Below are 16,494 nucleotides of genomic sequence, written 5' to 3' on the forward strand. Positions count from 1 at the left end.
GTGCGGTGATTTTTTATTGAATTTTATTGTTCTTTTTTCAACATATCTTCAGGTACAAAACTTTTTTGCACATCTTTCATTTGCGGTAACTGATGGGCAATGCCTTTATGGCAATCAATACAGGTTTTGCCCTGTTCTTGTGCCATGGCGTGCATTTGTTGGGCGACCGCTTTTTGTTGCGTAAAGTCCATATCTTCAAAATTATGACAGTTTCGACATTCCTGCGAATTATTGGCTTTCATTCTCGCCCATTCACGCTCAGCCATTTCTAAACGATGGGCCTCAAATTTTTCTTTGGTATCCACTTTGCCTGTCACATGGGCTAACACTTCCGTACTGGCTTGCATTTTACGAATCATTTTAGGGCCAAAATCATGTGGCACATGGCAATCAGAACACACCGCTTTTACCCCAGAACGGTTAGAATAATGCACAGAGGCGTGGTATTCTGGCACCACATCATTCATATGACAATCGGAACAAAATTGTTCGGTATTGGTAGATTCCAATCCCTTGTTAAAGCCGCCCCACACCAATAAAGTCGCAATCGCTGTTAAGACAATGACACTTCCTACTGCCATATTACTACGGCGACATAAACGCTCACGAATTTTCTTGATTAAACCAAACATCGTTCCCCCTATTTCCCTTGATTTTCACGAATGGTATCGAATTTATTTTGAATGATTGGATCCACTTCGGCTTGTTGAACATGACATTGCAAACAGAAATAACGGCGTGGCGACGTTTCGCCTGTTGGATTGCCATCACGATCTTTAAAGTGGCTTTCAGGTACTCTTGGTGCCCCTGTGGTCGGTGATACTTCAGGTGCATGACAAGCTAAACATTGGTTGGCATTTTTGGTCACTTGCAAGCCACGAATACTATGTGGCACCAAGGGGGGTTGATGGGGAAACGTCACAGGGATATTGCCCACATCCTTTGGTGGTGTTGTATAAGCAGGTGCCACATTTTCTGGAATATTTTCTAATTGATCGATAGAACCTATGGCATTCGATAGGTTATTTGGTACATCAGCACTTGCCAATGCTGAAAGTGCGGTTAAAATCAAAGCAAGATATTTTTTCATCTTGAATTCACTCCGTAATAAAAGTCGTAAAGTTTAAATTTGTTTAATCGGAATCGGTTTCTCAAAACGAGAACCAAAAGCAAAAACCTGTTCAGCACACACATCAACACAACGTCCGCAACTGATACAGTCTTTATCTAAAATAATCGGGCTATCTTGTGCCGAACCATGCAGTGGTAGTCTCAACACTTGCGGTTCTGGGCAAACGTTGTAGCAGTCCATACAGCGATCACAAGCGGAACGATCCACCACATTGACTTTGATGATGCTTTTCACCCCAATTACGCCATACAACGCCCCTATTGGGCAAAGATGACCGCACCAACCGTGTTCCACCACCCATAAATCAAATAAAAAGATAATTGCTACTAGCCACAGCGTCGCCCCCAGTCCAAACACAAACACTCGCCCCAAGGCGGCCACAGGATTAATCCATTCCCATAACAAGGTGCCACTGATACTACTGCCGATTAAAATCATCAACAAAAGACCATAGCGTAATGAGCGTGGTAGTTTGGCACTTTGTCGAATGCCTAATTTTCGACGTAACCAAGCCGATAAATCGGTGACCATATTCATTGGGCAAACCCAACTGCAAAAGGCTTTACTGGCGATCAACGCATAAAAGACCACAATAATAAATGCCCCTAAAATGGTCGTCCATTCTGGCACATAGCCTGTGGCAAGGCTTTCTAACGTGATGAGCGGATCGGTTAAAGGAATCCGATCAAACAACAAGCTGGCACTGTAATTTCCTTTTAAAATCCAAATATTCCATAATGGCCCAGTTAAAAACAGCAAAATAATGCTTAACTGACTGAGTCGTCTTAACAATAAAAAGCGATAAGCTCGCCACCAACCTAATTTTTGACGAGCCTCCAAGCCCGCATTTTGGGGTTTATTTGGGGGAAATTTTACGCTTGCCATTATTTCACCCCTTTAATATTTAAATCCAAATTTGGAAAATGTTCTGCCTCTGGCACCGTGGTTGAACTCGGTTGGTAATCATAAGTCGCTCGATTCGGTGTCGCCACTTTGCTATCGGGTTTCACTGGCATAAATTGATAAGTCGGCTCCACTTGCCCATCTGGCATTCTGGCATCAAGTGCTGGACGCAAACCGTCGGGATGTCTTTCTTCCAATAAGGCTTTACCGGCATTTTGCTTTTCTTGCCAACCTAAGCGATAGTGGCGACCTAACATCCCTTTGGCTAAATCCATGGGCAACACTTTGATAGCAGCCTCTTCCAATACACAAGCCTGTTCACATTTGCCACAGCCTGTGCAAGCATCGGAATGCACCGTTGGGATCAATTTTGCATGAATTTGAGTGCGGTCGTTATGCACTTTTTCCAAGGTGATGGCTTTATCAATCAACGGACAAACCCGATAACATACATCACAACGCAAGCCTTGCCAATTCAAGCAAGTTTCATGATCAAGCAACACTGCCAAGCCCATTCTGGCCTCATTAATATCCTGCAAAGATTCACTTAATGCCCCTGATGGGCAAGCATTCATACAAGGAATATCAGGGCACATTTCACAGGGTTTATCACGTGCAATAAAATAAGGCGTGCCAGCCTCCATGGGTGATAACAAGGACGCTAAATGCAACATATCATAAGGGCAAGCCTGTACACATTGTCCGCAACGTGTGCAAGCACTCAAGAAATCATCTTCGCTCAATGCACCGGGTGGACGTAAGGCGACACCTTGCTTGGCGTTAGCTTGATGCTGTTGTAACCCCAAAATCACCCCCACACCACACAAACCTGCAGTGGTTCGAGTGGCGTTTTTGAGAAATTGGCGGCGATTTGGATCCCATTTCATATAGTGTTCCTTTTGAAAAGTGCAGTAAAAATCACCGCACTTTACGGCATTAACATGGCAAGCAAACTAGGCTGCTTTTTCCACTTTCACCGCACATTTTTTATAGTCGGTTTCACCTGAAATCGGATCGGTCGCATCTAAGGTTAATTTATTAGCAAGCTGTCCCGCATCAAAGAACGTGGTAAAAATTAACCCTTTCGGTGCTTTGTTACGCCCCCTTGTATCAAGGTGTGACAACATTTCACCACGGCGAGTGATAAGTTTTACTTTGTCGCCATGACGCAACCCCCGTTTTTTAGCGTCTTCAGGGTGCATCCACACTAAGTTATTCGGAAACGCACGATGTAATTCTGGCACTCGACGAGTCATGGTGCCAGTGTGCCAATGTTCCAACACACGTCCTGTGCAAAGCCATAAATCATATTCATCATCTGGGCTTTCTGCCGGTGGCTCATAAGGCACCCCAAGAATCACCGCTTTTTTATCGGGATAGCCATAGAACGCCACTTCTTCCCCTGCTTTTACATAAGGATCATAGCCCTCACGATAACGCCATAGGGTTTCTTTGCCATTCACCACTGGCCAACGCAAACCACGCACTTGATGATAGGTTTCAAAATCCGCTAAGTCATGGCCATGACCACGTCCAAAGCTGGCATATTCTTCAAATAAGCCTTTTTGTAAATAGAAACCAAATTGGTCTGCCTCATCATTGAGATAACCAGGGATATTTTTTGGCGTATCGAATTTATTCACTTCTCCGTTCAAATACAATACTTCATAAAGGGTTTTGCCCCGATATTCTGGCATCTGAGCCAATAACTCTTCGTCCCACACTTCATCGGTTTTGAAATATTTAGAAAATTCCACGATTTGCCATAAATCAGATTTTGACTCGCCCGGTCCTTTTACCTGTTGATACCAAAATTGAGTACGGCGTTCCGCATTGCCATAAGCCCCCTCTTTTTCCACCCACATACAGGTTGGCAAAATTAAATCAGCAGCCACCGCAGACACGGACGGATAAGGGTCAGACACCACAATAAAGTTTTCAGGATTTCGCCAACCTGGGAAAATTTCATCATTAATATTCGGGCCACCTTGCATATTATTAGTACAAAGTTGCCATAAGAAATTGAGTTTACCGTCTTTCAGCATACGGCTTTGCATCACCGCTGAATAGCCTAATTTGGTTGGAATCGTTCCTTTCGGTAATTTCCAGATTTTTTCTGCAATTTCAACATGTTTTGGATTGGTAACGACCATATCCGCCGGTAAGCGGTGGATAAATGTCCCTACTTCACGAGCCGTACCACAAGCGGATGGTTGACCGGTTAAGGAAAATGGTCCACAACCAGGCCTAGAGATTTTTCCAGTCAATAAATGCACATTGTAAATCATATGGTTAACCCACACGCCACGTACATGTTGATTAAAGCCCATGGTCCAATAAGACACCATATTTTGTTCAGGATCCGCATACATTTTTGCCAAGGTTTCCAACTGATCTTTGGGTACACCTGAAATTTCATGGGCTTTTTCTAAGGTATAAGGGGCAACAATTTGCTTAAATTCCTCAAAAGAAGAATCGTGCATTTTCCCCGCACTTTTGGCATTTTGAGCGGCTTGTTGTAATGGATGTTCTGGACGCAAGCCATAACCAATATCCGTTTCACCGCGTTTAAATTTGGTGTGTTTATTGACGAAATCCCAATTCACTTTATCCTGTTGAATAATGTAATTGGCAATATAATTCAAAATCGCCAAGTCAGAGTGCGGTGTAAAAATAATCGGAATATCGGCTAATTCAAAGGAACGATGTTCATAGGTAGAAAGCACCGCCACTTTCACATTGTCATTGGATAAACGGCGGTCAGAAATACGGCTCCATAAAATGGGGTGCATTTCTGCCATATTCGATCCCCAAAGCACAAAGGCATCAGTTTTCTCAATATCGTTGTAACAGCCCATGGGTTCGTCCATACCAAAAGTCCGCATAAAGGCCACTGCGGCGGATGCCATACAATGTCGAGCATTCGGGTCAATGGTGTTGGAACGTAGGCCTGCTTTCCATAGTTTCACTTTGGCATAACCCTCAAAAACGGTGGTTTGCCCAGATGAAAACATGCCCACGGAATTCGGCTCTTTTTTCTTCAAAATATCTTTGACTTTTTCCGCCATGACGGTGAATGCTTGATCCCAAGAGACTGGCGTAAAATCCCCCTCTTTGTGGAATTTACCGTCTTTCATGCGTAATAATGGGGTTTGTACACGGTCAGCACCGTACATAATTTTGGATAAAAAATACCCTTTAATACAGTTTAAACCACGGTTCACTTCCGCATCGGGATCGCCTTGTGTGGCCACCACTCGTCCGTCTTTGGTACCCACTAACACGCTACAACCTGTGCCACAAAAACGGCAAGGGGCTTTGTCCCATTTAATGCCAGTATCATCAGCATACACGTTTGTCACCGGAATGGTCATGCCAGCAGCCGTCGCAGCAGCCAGTGCGGCATTGGCTTTCATAAAATCTCTACGATTGAGTTCCATTGTTTTGTCCCACGTTTTTCTACGTTCTTAAAAGAAAAATAATTAGTTAAAAAGTTATTGTTCATCCAGATAATTGGCGATCAAAGACACCACAATAACGCCATTTATCTCTTTGACGTCATCAATACGATCCGCTAAAGCGAGCTGGCGATCACTTTCAATCGTCACCACTAACTTACCCTCTTTGGCATTTTCAGCATGAATCTCGGTATGCGGAATCGCTAATATATCGGCTTTTATTTGTGCGAATTTGGCGGGCTTTGCTTGCACCACAAGGCTACACACATACCAGTTTTCGCTTTGATTTAGGTTATTCATTATGGGTTATTTCATGTCTAAAATATGAATAGCTTGCGTTGGGCAAACTGACAAGCACGCCCCACAGCCATTGCAACTGTCTGAGTTTAAAAGTAATGCCACAATGCCACCCAGTTGGGGACGAAAGCGAATCGCTCGGCTTTCACAACTGTCACCACAGGAACGGCATTCAATTTTTTGCGTTAATAAACAGCTATCCTGTATCTCAACCTTATGTAACCAAGGAGTTTCCTCGGTGGAACGAAATAGCTGTTCCGTACAACTTTCTACACAGCGTTGGCAAAAAGTACATTCACCACGAGTGAAATCAATTTCAGGCAATCCGTCTTTGCCTTTGATAATAATCTGGGTTTCACAAGCAGTGAGACAGTGATCGCATGCCGTACATTTTTCCAAAAATTCATTCAACTTCGCCCAAGGTGGACGAATTGGCTGATAACCTTGCATTTTTTGCTGTTCGGTTTTCAGACTCTGCAAAAATTTGCCCTGTAGGAAAGCACGGCGTGGCAAGGACGGTTGGTGGTGTAGCAAAAAAATCTCTTTATATACTCAAATTAAATAGTGGCTAATTATGAATCGTTTTGGGTGATTTTATTATTACCCTAAGGGGGTATTTATCGAGAAATTCAGGCTTTTTCTTGATTGAGATCAAATAAAATAATCAAGATAAAGCAAACCGCCTAAATCATCAGGCGGTTTGTTAGAAAAAATGCGGAGAGAAAATTGTTATTTTTAACGTTTAGGTAAATAACGTGTTGGATCCACCGATTTACCTTTGTAACGAATCTCAAAGTGAAGTTTCACGCTGTTGGTACCAGAGCTGCCCATTTTGGCAATTTGCTGACCCGCTTTGACCTGTTGTTGATCGCTCACTGAAATGCTGTCATTGTGAGCATAAGCACTTAAGAAATCATCATTATGTTTAATAATAATTAAGTTACCATAACCACGTAAAGCATTACCTGCATACACCACGCGTCCAGCCGCAGCCGCATAAACCGCTTGGCCTTTTGAGCCACTAATATCGACCCCTTTGTTACCACCATCTGAATTGGAGAATCCTTGCACCACTTTGCCCGTGGTTGGCCATTGCCATGCAATATTTGACTGTGGAGTAGCTGGAGAACTGCTGCTTGCACTGGCAACAACGCCAGAGCTGGCCGCGGTACTTGCCACGACACCGGTTGAGGTGGCGGTGGTTGCCATGGTGGTAGCGCTTGTGGCTGATGCGGCCGTGGCTTTAACAGGGCCTGACACAGCTTGTTCGGCTGAACCCGCAACGGCTTTCACCGGCCCTGTGACGGTGCCATCTGAACCATATTGTGTGCCATTAGCCGCGGTGGTATAAGTGACTTCAGGTTGCTGAGTAACCGTCACTTCTTTACATTCTTGTTTGGTTTCGGTTTTCGTGGTGGTGTGTGGCACATTTGAGGTTTTTAAAGTTTGTCCCACGCTGAGTTTATAAGGTTCGCTCATGCCATTTAGGTTAGCTAATTCTTTGACATCAAGTCCTGCAATGTAGGCAATTAAGAACATGGTATCGCCTTTTTTCACTGTGTAACTGGTGCCTTTGTAGAAGCCTTTGTCTATTTTGCTGTAATCCGGTGCGTTCGTTGTGCTGTTACGCGGAATGTCGACATTTTGGCTAACTGGCGCCGCCACCTGTTTGGTTACCGTAACCGGTTTACAAACGGTTTTTGTGGTGGTGACCGGTTGGGCTGTTTGTTGTACTTGCTGTAAGGTTGGCGCGTTGCTTTGTGGTGCAGTGGCTGTGGCGGTGACTGTCGTCGCTGTTGCCGCGGTGGCGGTATTCGCCACATTGGCATAAGTACCCGCTTGATTTGCCACCGGTTGAGCGACCACTTGATCGTTCATGCCAACCGGCATACTGCTTGGTTGCACCTGAGGTTCCCAAGTATTATTTTCGACCGGTTGCATAATGCCCGGTGTTAAGGTTCCTCCTGCATTTTCAACAGGTGCAGAATGGTTAGAACTTGAACAAGCGGTTAACATCAATGCCGTTAATGGCAGTAATAAAAATGTCTTTTTCATCATAAAATCTCTTCATTATTTCATCGTGGATGGCATTTGCGTTTGCTGAATTTCAGGGGTAAAACTGCCCCCACCTACCGCGCCAGTACCGGCGACGGGTTGCATAATGCCATCAGGTAAGGCATTGGGATCCTTGGGCTTCGGTTGTTGAACCGGTTCCGCAGAACAGGCCATTAAGCCACAGATAACGGTCAGTCCAAAAATAAATTTTTTCATCATTTTCCTTATCTCAACATCAAATAAACAATGACGGCCAGCACAACCACTGACCAGCCAATTAATTCAATAGAACGACGTAATTTCGCCGCAAATTTTTCACCGCCCCAAGCGGCTAATTTGGCGACCACTAAAAAGCGTGCAAAACGTGAAATAAATGCCGTGAGTACAAAGGGCAAAAAGGCCATTTGCATGACACCAGAAGCAATGGTAAATATTTTATAGGGAATCGGTGAAAAGCCTGCCACAAACACCACGAGAATACCCCATTGTTCAAACCAAGAAATGGCTTTATCCCATTGACTTTGATAGCCTAATTTAACAATATATTCCTGAACGTAATCAAAAGCATAATAACCTAAGCCATAACCAATCATCCCGCCAACAGCAGAAGCAAGTGCGGTGTAAAAAGCAAATTTTAAGGCACTTTGAGGTTTTGACATTGACATTGGAATTAACATGACATCCGGTGGAATGGGGAAAAAAATTGCCTCAATAAAACTCACCAAACACAACCAAAATGTCGCAAAACGATGCCTTGACCATTGCATTGTTTTATCATACATTGCACCGAAAATTTTCAAATAATTATCCTGTTTTTATCATACCAGCAAAGAGCTTTATTATTCACTGTCTAGCCAATTTTGTAAAGCAGTGATTGAATGATGGGCCGTCATATCAGGCTGAATCGGCGTGATGGCGACATACCCCTGTTGTAGTGCATAAAAATCTGTTCCCTCTCCCGCTTCTTCCGGTAAGCCGGCGGGGCCGATCCAGTAAATCACTTCATTGCGAGGATCTTGCTGTTGAATAATTTCTGCTGCTGAAGCGCGGTGTCCTAAGCGACAAACTTGTATCCCTTTGATTTCATCATAAGGTAAATCAGGAACATTAATATTGATCATTTCACGGGTTCTTAAGAGTTCACCATGTAAGCGAGGCACCAGTTCGCACACCACTTTGGCGGCCGTTTCATAATGTTGACGCCCATCTAAAGACACCGCCACTGAGGGCAAGCCTAAGTGACGTCCTTCCATGGCGGCGGCGACCGTACCAGAATACAGGGTGTCATCACCTAAATTAGCCCCCGCATTAATACCGGAAACCACCAAGTCAATTTTCCCAGACAAAAAGCCGTTTAAGGCAAGATGAACGCAGTCGGCCGGCGTGCCGTTAATGCAGTAATCGCCATTGTCTAATTTGCGTGGGCGCAATGGTTCCACTAAGGTTAATGAATTAGAGGCGGCACTCCGATTACGGTCTGGTGCGACCACAATCACATTGGCAAACCGACGTAAATAATCGGCTAAAATTTGAATGCCCTCGGCGTGATAGCCGTCGTCGTTGGATAATAATATATTCATTTGCTTTCCTATTGTTCTTGTTCGGTTAACACCAATTCTCGCACTAACGCGGTAGCATAACTGCCGGCCGGTAAATAAAACGACAGTTTTAGCCCGTTTTCTACAAATTGCCAAGATAACTCTTGCGCTTGCATTAACAGCGGTCGGCGTGCCGGTTTTACGCGCTCTTGTTGCATGAAGTGTTGTAACTCAACATGTTCGGCAAGCACCGCATTTTCTAATTCACAAGCCGGTTGAGGTTGTTCTCCAATAAGGGGCGCAGTTAATAAAATATCTTGATTTTTTAACCGCACTTGTAAGGCGGATAAATCGTCGTTTTGTTCCGCCACAAACCAACTTTGTGACCCTTTTAATTGCACAATATCCTGCGGTAAAACTTGGTTCGCTACCCCCATCTCTATCCGTTTGGATACCACCAAATTAAAAATTTCACTGCGCGCAGCGGATAAATAGAAACTGCGTTTTTTACGATCCTTGACTTGAATTTCTCCTTTTGCCAAGCGTCTTGCTTGTGTGAGATTGTGACCGTCACGCCCAAAACGTTGTTCCATAAAATAATTCGGGAAACCTTGCTGTTTGAGGTTTTCTAACCGTTGTGTTAGCTCATCCGTTTCTACGACGTGACGCAATAAAATCTCGAAATGATTGCCGTCTAAACTGCCGATACGAATTTTTCGATGATGACGAGTGACCGCTAAAATCTCCACGCCTTCTAATTGAAATTGGCGAAAATCAGGGGTTGGTTTGCCCGGCATTTGAATACTGAACCATTGTTCTGTCACGGCGTGGCGATCTTTTAATCCCGCATAACTCATATTGCGTACATGCACGCCACAAAATGTGGCCAGTTTTTCGCCCACAAACAAGGTATTTGCATTGGTTTTGCGCACGTTAACCGCCACAAATTCACCGTCGCCCGACATGTCATAACCAAGTTGCTCTTTTACCACGAAATCCGCATATTCGGCTTTTAACCGTGCGGTCTGTTTGGGTTGCGTTTGTAAATAAGCTAAATCCAACATCAGGCTTTCACCAGTAATGCGACCGCTTCCGTTGCAATGCCTTCACCACGCCCCGTAAAACCGAGTTTTTCGGTGGTGGTCGCTTTTACATTGACTTGCTCAAGTTCGCATTGTAAATCCGTGGCGATCACGGCACGCATGGCATCAATATGCGGTCGCATTTTCGGTGCTTGAGCAATAATGGTGACGTCCACATTACCAATTTTATAGCCTTTTTGTTGCACTTGTGAAAAGGCTTCACGTAATAAAATGCGGCTATCAATATCTTTAAATTGCATATCCGTATCGGGAAATAATTTCCCAATATCGCCTAATGCCACCGCACCCAGCAAGGCATCTGTCAACGCATGCAAGGCCACATCACCGTCACTGTGAGCAATAAATCCGGTATGATAAGGGACAGTCACGCCACCAATTATCAATGGCCGATCTTGCCCAAACGCATGTACATCAAAGCCGTGTCCAATTCGGATCATAGTGTTTCCTTTGTATTCTGTTGTGATAAATAAAACGCCGCCAATGCCAAATCTTCGGGGCGTGTGACTTTAATATTATCTGTTCTGCCTTGCACTAAGTGCGGTTGAAATCCAGCCAGTTCCATAGCGGAGGCTTCGTCAGTGATCGCGAGGCCTTGTTGTAAGGCGGTTTGTAAGGCATGGCGTAATAAATCTGCGGGGAAAAATTGTGGCGTTTGGGCGAGCCAAATATGATTGCGATCTTCGGTTTGTTGGATTTGTTTGTGATTGTTCGCACGTTTAATTGTGTCGATTGCGGGAGTGGCCAAAATCGCGCCGTTGATATCATTAACGGCCAGTAATTTATCCATATCCCCATGGGTTAAGCAAGGACGGGCAGCATCATGCACGAACACCCATGTATTGTCGCTTGAGGGAATGTGATTTAATCCGTTTAACACGCTATCCGCGCGAGTTTCGCCCCCCTGAATAATACGAATTCTCGGCTGCTTTAAACAGTTTAATTCCGATAAATAAGAATCCTGTGGCGCCACCGCTAAAATGATTTGTTCAATATTGGCTGGGTGGGTGAGTAATACGTTTAAACTGTGTTCTAAAATGGTTTTCCCTTGAATGGTTAAATATTGTTTCGGTTTATCCGTTTGCATACGCGAACCAATACCGGCAGCAGGGACGACGGCCACCAGTCGGCGTGTGCTAGTGTCAGTTAGCGCGGTGAATTTTTGGGGCGTTTGGATCATTGTTTATTTTCTTTCACAATACGGTAAAAGGTTTCATTGGGTTTGATCATTTCATATTGCTGTCTAGCGCGCTCTTGAATCGCATTGACGCCTTCTTTTAGATCTTTGATTTCTGCCATAATAAGTTGATTACGTTGAGAAAGTTTAGTATTTTGAGCCTTTTTTACTGCAATATCTTCAGCCGCATGTTGGTAATCAAAATAACCGTTTTTGCCAAACCAAAAATCATATTGGAATAGCATTAAAACGGCCGTGAGTAGGACAATTAATAAACGCATAATCTTGTGAGTCACCCTATTGATGAAAGAAAATGATATTGCCATAGTTTAGGGGAAAAATGGGGATAAAACAAACGAAAAAGTGGCTTTTTTCGGGTAAATACATTTTCTATATTATTATCGGCTGGAGATGACAAATTTTGTTCTTTTTACTGGTCATCTTGTCAACAAGCGGTATAATATAGTAGGATTGGATTTATTTGAGGAGATCCTATGTTCAAAAAATTATCACTGGTACTTGTGTTAGCCTGTTTGTCCGCTTGTTCATCAGTGACATCTTATATTCCTTTTATGGGCAGTGAAAAAACCGTGATTAATTTGGATAAAGAACAAATTGATCAGAAATCTTATGCGGTAGCCTATTCTGCGACGGCACAAACCTATAAAGGTTCGGTGAAAGACGATTATGATGTCAATTCGTTTACCAGTGGGGTAAATGATTGGTATTTGGGCAGAATTTTAGTATCGATCGATCAGATCAAAGCGAAATTAGCTTCGGGTATTGATAGCAATGTGCATGCGTATTATAGCGGCGTGGTGTTTGCCTCTGATTTGCAGAATAATTTTAGTCGTTTAAGTGCGGATTGTTGGTCCAAAATTGATCGCCCAAGTATGACGCAAGGGATTTATGATGCGATGCGTGATCTGCAAAAAGATCGTGTAAAATCGGAAGATGATGAATACTTGAGTAAAGGCAGTGAAGAATTGCTCAGTGTTTGTAAATAACGTGGTGAGTTAGGTGCGCTGAGTGCCTAACTCTTTTTTATTTTTAAGGAGACATGCTGAATGTTTAATTTACCTGAAAATTATATTCATCTCGCTCAAACGGCGGAGAATAAACAACAAGCCATTGAGATGGCGGCTGATGCGTTGAACAAAGCTGGCTTGGTTGAAGCTGGTTATGTACAAGGTATGCTGGCTCGTGAACAACAAACTTCTACCTTTTTAGGCAACGGGATTGCGATTCCTCACGGTACATTGGAAACTCGTGACTTGGTGAAACAAACTGGCGTGGCGGTGTTTCAATTCCCTCAAGGGATTGAATGGAGTGAGGACAATATCGCTTACGTGGTGATTGCTATTGCGGCCCGTACTGATGAACATTTAACCTTGTTGCGTCAATTAACCCAAATTTTAGGGGATGAAGATACTGCGGCAAGATTGGCCAAAGAGCCTGATGTAAACAAATTCCGTGCATTATTATTAGGTGAAAGCCAAAATTTAGTGGTGTCTGCTGAAACGATTATGCTAAATGTGGAAACCGATAATCTGTTGACGTTAACGGCGATTAATGCCGGCAATTTAGAACGTCAAGGTGCGGTGGAAAAATCCTTTGTTTCTGATGTAGTAAGTTCATCTGCGTTACCGTTAGGACAAGGTTTATGGTTAACTGACAGTTCGCAAGGAAATCTGAAAAATGGGTTAGCCGTGAGCCGTGCAAAAAATCATCCATTAGCACTAATTACGGTGTCTGTTAAAGATGATGGTGTAAATCAAGTGTTAGCTCGTTTGCTAGATCCACAAGTGCAACAATGTTTATTGCAAGGTTCGGCGACACAAATCGTATCCGCATTAAATGGCGAAACGGTGGTTGTTGAACCTGTAAACGTAGCGGATACAAATTCTGCCCAAGAAGTCGAAGGGACATTTACGATTAAAAATGAACATGGTGTACATGCTCGCCCTGGAGCCGTGTTAGTTAATGAAGTGAAAAAATATAATGCGACTGTGCTTGTGCAAAATCTAGATCGTGGTGGTGCCTTAGTGAGTGCGAAAAGTGCGATGAAAATTGTGTCTTTAGGTGCCGTTAAAGGGCATCGTTTACGTTTTGTGGCAACGGGCGAACAGGCTCAACAAGCCATTGACGGTATCGGTGCGGCGATTGCGGCTGGCTTAGGGGAGTAATAATGAGCAAAAAAGTAGCAACAATTACGCTCAACACCGCCTATGATTTGGTCGGACGTTTGGCTCGTATTGAATTGGGCGAAGTCAACCAAGTGGAAACGCTCGGGTTATTTCCTGCGGGCAAGGGCATTAATGTCGCCAAAGTCCTCAATGATTTAGGCGTGAACGTCGCCGTAGGTGGCTTTTTAGGCGAAGATAATGTGGGCGATTTTGAACATCTATTCCAAAGCCTTGGCTTAGAAGATCGCTTTCAACGTATTGCAGGCAAAACACGAATTAATGTCAAAATTACTGAAACCGAGGCAGATGTAACCGACCTGAATTTCTTAGGTTATCAAGTGCAACCGCAAGATTGGCAAACCTTTGTGATTTCATCCTTAGATTATTGCCGCCAGTTTGACATTGTGGCGGTATGTGGCAGTTTGCCACGTGGTGTGAGTCCTGAACAATTTGCCGATTGGTTAAAACAATTAGCTAACGTCGGTGTGAAAGTCGTGTTAGACAGTTCCAATGCAGCATTGACAGCAGGACTAACGGCTAATCCATGGTTGGTTAAACCTAACCACCGTGAATTGGAGGCTTGGATCGGTCAGCCGTTAAATTCTCTTGATGAAATTATTCAAGCTGCGAAGAAATTACAGACACAAGGCATTGCGAATGTGGTGATTTCTATGGGAGCAAAAGGCTCATTGTGGTTAAGTGAACAAGGCATTGTGCGAGCCGAACCACCACGTTGTGAAAATGTGGTGAGTACGGTGGGGGCAGGCGATTCCATGGTGGCAGGGTTAATTTATGGTGCGGTGAATCAGCTTTCACAAGCCGATACTTTGGCATTTGCTAGTGCGGTATCTGCTTTTGCTGTATCGCAAAGTAACGTGGGCGTGAGTGATCCAACATTGCTCGATCCTATTTTGCAACAAGTTAAAATCACGGTTATTGAAGGATAAATTATGCGTATTTTTATTACATTTTCTGAAAACGTTGGACAGGCCAAAGCCTTTTTAATTCGCCAACGTTTAACTCAAATCGCTCAAACTCAAGGTGTTGAGCTCGTCGAACAAGCAGAATCTGCGGATGTAGCCTTAGTGGTGGGGAAAACCTTACCCAATTTAACCGCACTTTCAGGTAAAAAAGTGGCGTTAGTGGAGATAGAAACCGCTTTCCAATCTCCTGAGTTAGCCTTAGAACAGGTACACAATAATGCGGTGGATTATGTTGCACCAGCACAAACTGCGGTGCAAAATGGCACAATTTCTGGACGTAATATTGTAGCGGTCACCGCTTGCCCAACCGGTGTGGCACATACCTTTATGTCTGCCGAAGCCATTGAAGCCTATGGTAAAAAAATGGGTTGGAATGTGCGAGTGGAAACTCGAGGTCAAGTGGGGGCAGGCACGCCGATTACTGATGACGAACTGACGCAAGCAGATTTAGTCTTTGTGGCAGCGGATATTGATGTGGATTTGGATAAATTCCAAGGCAAACCGATGTATCGCACTTCTACGGGATTAGCTTTAAAGAAAACCGCACAGGAATTTGAAAAAGCCTTTGTGGAGGCGAAAATTTATCAGTCAGCCAGTGGAGAGAAAAACGAAACGGCTAAAACTGAACGCAAAGGATTTTATAAACATCTAATGACAGGCGTGTCACACATGTTGCCGATTGTCGTCGCAGGTGGTTTATTGATTGCTTTTGCCATTGGTGGTATTTATGTAGGTAATGAAGAAAATGTAGGTACCTTTGGTCACGATATGATGACATTGGGTGGTGCGGCATTTGGTTTGATGATTGCCGTGTTCGCCGGTTATGTGGCATATTCCATTGCCGACCGTCCCGGATTGGCAGTCGGTTTAGTCGGTGGTTCACTTGTCGCCAGTGCTGGTGCTGGGATTTTAGGCGGGATTATCGCTGGTTTCCTTGCAGGTTATGTGGTGAAAGGGTTAAATCAATTTATCAAATTACCGGCCAGCATGAGTGCGTTAAAACCGATTTTAATTTTGCCGTTGTTTGGTACTGCTATTGTGGGTTGGTTGTTGATTCATTATTTAAATCCACCGGTGGCTTTTGCCATGAAATGGTTAGAAAGTTGGTTAGCCGGTTTAGGTTCAACTAATGCCATTTTATTTGGTGCTTTGCTCGGCGGTATGATGTGTATTGATATGGGTGGCCCAGTCAATAAAGCGGCTTACGTGTTTGGTACGGGTTTGATAACATCCGGTATTACGACACCAATGGCAGCGGTGATGGCTGCAGGTATGGTGCCACCGATTGGGATGGCCATTGCCACATGGATTGCTCGCAGTAAATTTGACGACGCTCAACGCAACGCAGGTAATGCCGGTTTTGTGTTAGGACTTTGCTTTATTTCTGAGGGTGCTTTGCCATTTGTGGCGGCTGACCCATTACGTGTGATTTTATCAAGCGTACTCGGTGGGGCGACAGCGGGGGCAATTTCAATGAGCTTAAATATCAGCTTACCTGCACCGCATGGTGGGGTATTTGTGGTGCCGTTGGTTTCACAACCATTGATGTATTTATGTGCAATTGCAGTCGGTTCATTAGTAACTGGTGTGTTGTATTCTGTGATTAAGCCGAAACTTGTGAAATAATGACCGCAGTTTAAAATAACATATTTTTAACAAAACCCT

Annotated in this window: 18 protein-coding genes and 1 pseudogene; 4 read left to right on the top strand and 15 right to left on the bottom strand. The window is 43.9% G+C overall.

The window, feature by feature from the left end:
- Positions 1-23 precede the first annotated feature (23 nt).
- The 15 genes from ACTG7X_RS04630 to ftsB all read right to left on the bottom strand — a co-directional run bounded on the left by ACTG7X_RS04630 (position 24) and on the right by ftsB (position 11,941).
- Entirely contained in the window at positions 24-632 is a 609-nt protein-coding gene (locus tag ACTG7X_RS04630) for a NapC/NirT family cytochrome c (RefSeq protein ID WP_439240585.1), read from the bottom strand.
- Positions 633-640: 8 nt separating this feature from the next.
- Positions 641-1,090 carry a nitrate reductase cytochrome c-type subunit gene (locus ACTG7X_RS04635; protein ID WP_439257351.1) on the bottom strand — a complete coding sequence of 150 codons (450 nt, stop codon included), beginning with the start codon at positions 1,088-1,090 and terminating at the stop codon, positions 641-643.
- Positions 1,091-1,123: 33 nt separating this feature from the next.
- Positions 1,124-2,017: a quinol dehydrogenase ferredoxin subunit NapH gene (napH, locus tag ACTG7X_RS04640; protein WP_439257353.1), complete on the bottom strand. Its 894-nt coding sequence runs from the start codon at positions 2,015-2,017 to the stop codon at positions 1,124-1,126.
- Entirely contained in the window at positions 2,017-2,922 is a 906-nt protein-coding gene (gene napG, locus ACTG7X_RS04645; RefSeq protein WP_439257355.1) for a ferredoxin-type protein NapG, read from the bottom strand. The genes napH and napG overlap by 1 nt, the downstream gene beginning before the upstream one ends.
- A gap of 66 nt (positions 2,923-2,988) precedes the next feature.
- The gene (gene napA / locus ACTG7X_RS04650; protein WP_439257356.1) at positions 2,989-5,475 is read right to left on the bottom strand and encodes a nitrate reductase catalytic subunit NapA; all 2,487 of its coding nucleotides are present in this window, start codon (positions 5,473-5,475) and stop codon (positions 2,989-2,991) included.
- 54 nt (positions 5,476-5,529) lie between these two features.
- A complete protein-coding gene (locus ACTG7X_RS04655) occupies positions 5,530-5,793 on the bottom strand; it encodes a chaperone NapD (RefSeq protein WP_439257358.1) in 264 nt (87 codons plus the stop codon).
- 6 nt (positions 5,794-5,799) lie between these two features.
- Complete coding sequence (gene napF / locus ACTG7X_RS04660; RefSeq protein ID WP_439257360.1) at positions 5,800-6,324, bottom strand: ferredoxin-type protein NapF; 525 nt, start codon at positions 6,322-6,324, stop codon at positions 5,800-5,802.
- 201 nt (positions 6,325-6,525) lie between these two features.
- Positions 6,526-7,845 carry a murein hydrolase activator NlpD gene (gene nlpD / locus ACTG7X_RS04665; RefSeq protein ID WP_439257530.1) on the bottom strand — a complete coding sequence of 440 codons (1,320 nt, stop codon included), beginning with the start codon at positions 7,843-7,845 and terminating at the stop codon, positions 6,526-6,528.
- 15 nt (positions 7,846-7,860) lie between these two features.
- Positions 7,861-8,061, bottom strand: a complete 201-nt coding sequence (locus tag ACTG7X_RS04670; protein ID WP_439257362.1) for a hypothetical protein — start codon at positions 8,059-8,061, stop codon at positions 7,861-7,863.
- 8 nt (positions 8,062-8,069) lie between these two features.
- Positions 8,070-8,645, bottom strand: coding sequence for a YqaA family protein (locus tag ACTG7X_RS04675; protein WP_439257363.1), 576 nt, complete (start codon positions 8,643-8,645; stop codon positions 8,070-8,072).
- Positions 8,646-8,684: 39 nt separating this feature from the next.
- The gene (surE, locus tag ACTG7X_RS04680; protein WP_439257365.1) at positions 8,685-9,425 is read right to left on the bottom strand and encodes a 5'/3'-nucleotidase SurE; all 741 of its coding nucleotides are present in this window, start codon (positions 9,423-9,425) and stop codon (positions 8,685-8,687) included.
- A gap of 8 nt (positions 9,426-9,433) precedes the next feature.
- Positions 9,434-10,447 carry a tRNA pseudouridine(13) synthase TruD gene (truD, locus tag ACTG7X_RS04685; protein WP_439257366.1) on the bottom strand — a complete coding sequence of 338 codons (1,014 nt, stop codon included), beginning with the start codon at positions 10,445-10,447 and terminating at the stop codon, positions 9,434-9,436.
- Positions 10,447-10,923, bottom strand: coding sequence for a 2-C-methyl-D-erythritol 2,4-cyclodiphosphate synthase (ispF, locus tag ACTG7X_RS04690; protein WP_439257367.1), 477 nt, complete (start codon positions 10,921-10,923; stop codon positions 10,447-10,449). The genes truD and ispF overlap by 1 nt, the downstream gene beginning before the upstream one ends.
- Positions 10,920-11,663 (bottom strand): 2-C-methyl-D-erythritol 4-phosphate cytidylyltransferase, encoded by a 744-nt coding sequence (gene ispD, locus ACTG7X_RS04695; protein ID WP_439257368.1) that lies wholly within the window; start codon positions 11,661-11,663, stop codon positions 10,920-10,922. The genes ispF and ispD overlap by 4 nt, the downstream gene beginning before the upstream one ends.
- Positions 11,660-11,941, bottom strand: a complete 282-nt coding sequence (gene ftsB, locus ACTG7X_RS04700; protein ID WP_439257370.1) for a cell division protein FtsB — start codon at positions 11,939-11,941, stop codon at positions 11,660-11,662. Before ftsB ends, ispD begins: the two co-directional genes overlap by 4 nt.
- 213 nt (positions 11,942-12,154) lie before the next feature.
- Here ftsB and ACTG7X_RS04705 point away from each other — a divergent pair, with 213 nt between their 5' ends.
- The 4 genes and pseudogenes from ACTG7X_RS04705 (at position 12,155) to ACTG7X_RS04720 (ending at position 16,455) form a co-directional block, all read left to right on the top strand.
- The gene (locus ACTG7X_RS04705; RefSeq protein WP_439257372.1) at positions 12,155-12,667 is read left to right on the top strand and encodes a hypothetical protein; all 513 of its coding nucleotides are present in this window, start codon (positions 12,155-12,157) and stop codon (positions 12,665-12,667) included.
- 60 nt (positions 12,668-12,727) lie between these two features.
- Positions 12,728-13,843: pseudogene (fruB, locus tag ACTG7X_RS04710) on the top strand (fused PTS fructose transporter subunit IIA/HPr protein); the annotation flags it as partial.
- 5 nt (positions 13,844-13,848) lie between these two features.
- On the top strand, positions 13,849-14,793 hold the full coding sequence (fruK, locus tag ACTG7X_RS04715; RefSeq protein ID WP_439257374.1) for a 1-phosphofructokinase: 945 nt from the start codon (positions 13,849-13,851) through the stop codon (positions 14,791-14,793).
- Positions 14,794-14,796: 3 nt separating this feature from the next.
- Positions 14,797-16,455 carry a fructose-specific PTS transporter subunit EIIC gene (locus ACTG7X_RS04720; protein WP_439257376.1) on the top strand — a complete coding sequence of 553 codons (1,659 nt, stop codon included), beginning with the start codon at positions 14,797-14,799 and terminating at the stop codon, positions 16,453-16,455.
- The last annotated feature ends 39 nt before the right edge of the window (positions 16,456-16,494 follow it).

It is taken from the genome of Lonepinella sp. BR2271 (genome assembly GCF_051851515.1).
Classification (GTDB): domain Bacteria; phylum Pseudomonadota; class Gammaproteobacteria; order Enterobacterales; family Pasteurellaceae; genus Lonepinella.

Excerpts from the sequence above, each read along its gene's own strand:
- ACTG7X_RS04655 (WP_439257358.1), bottom strand. The coding sequence starts at position 5,793 with ATGAATAACCTAAATCAAAGCGAAAACTGGTATGTGTGTAGCCTTGTG.
- napH (WP_439257353.1), bottom strand. The coding sequence starts at position 2,017 with ATGGCAAGCGTAAAATTTCCCCCAAATAAACCCCAAAATGCGGGCTTG.
- ACTG7X_RS04720 (WP_439257376.1), top strand. The coding sequence starts at position 14,797 with ATGCGTATTTTTATTACATTTTCTGAAAACGTTGGACAGGCCAAAGCC.
- ACTG7X_RS04705 (WP_439257372.1), top strand. The coding sequence starts at position 12,155 with ATGTTCAAAAAATTATCACTGGTACTTGTGTTAGCCTGTTTGTCCGCT.
- ispD (WP_439257368.1), bottom strand. The coding sequence starts at position 11,663 with ATGATCCAAACGCCCCAAAAATTCACCGCGCTAACTGACACTAGCACA.
- nlpD (WP_439257530.1), bottom strand. The coding sequence starts at position 7,845 with ATGAAAAAGACATTTTTATTACTGCCATTAACGGCATTGATGTTAACC.
- surE (WP_439257365.1), bottom strand. The coding sequence starts at position 9,425 with ATGAATATATTATTATCCAACGACGACGGCTATCACGCCGAGGGCATT.
- ispF (WP_439257367.1), bottom strand. The coding sequence starts at position 10,923 with ATGATCCGAATTGGACACGGCTTTGATGTACATGCGTTTGGGCAAGAT.
- ACTG7X_RS04635 (WP_439257351.1), bottom strand. The coding sequence starts at position 1,090 with ATGAAAAAATATCTTGCTTTGATTTTAACCGCACTTTCAGCATTGGCA.
- ftsB (WP_439257370.1), bottom strand. The coding sequence starts at position 11,941 with ATGCGTTTATTAATTGTCCTACTCACGGCCGTTTTAATGCTATTCCAA.
- truD (WP_439257366.1), bottom strand. The coding sequence starts at position 10,447 with ATGTTGGATTTAGCTTATTTACAAACGCAACCCAAACAGACCGCACGG.
- ACTG7X_RS04630 (WP_439240585.1), bottom strand. The coding sequence starts at position 632 with ATGTTTGGTTTAATCAAGAAAATTCGTGAGCGTTTATGTCGCCGTAGT.
- napA (WP_439257356.1), bottom strand. The coding sequence starts at position 5,475 with ATGGAACTCAATCGTAGAGATTTTATGAAAGCCAATGCCGCACTGGCT.
- fruK (WP_439257374.1), top strand. The coding sequence starts at position 13,849 with ATGAGCAAAAAAGTAGCAACAATTACGCTCAACACCGCCTATGATTTG.
- ACTG7X_RS04670 (WP_439257362.1), bottom strand. The coding sequence starts at position 8,061 with ATGAAAAAATTTATTTTTGGACTGACCGTTATCTGTGGCTTAATGGCC.
- napG (WP_439257355.1), bottom strand. The coding sequence starts at position 2,922 with ATGAAATGGGATCCAAATCGCCGCCAATTTCTCAAAAACGCCACTCGA.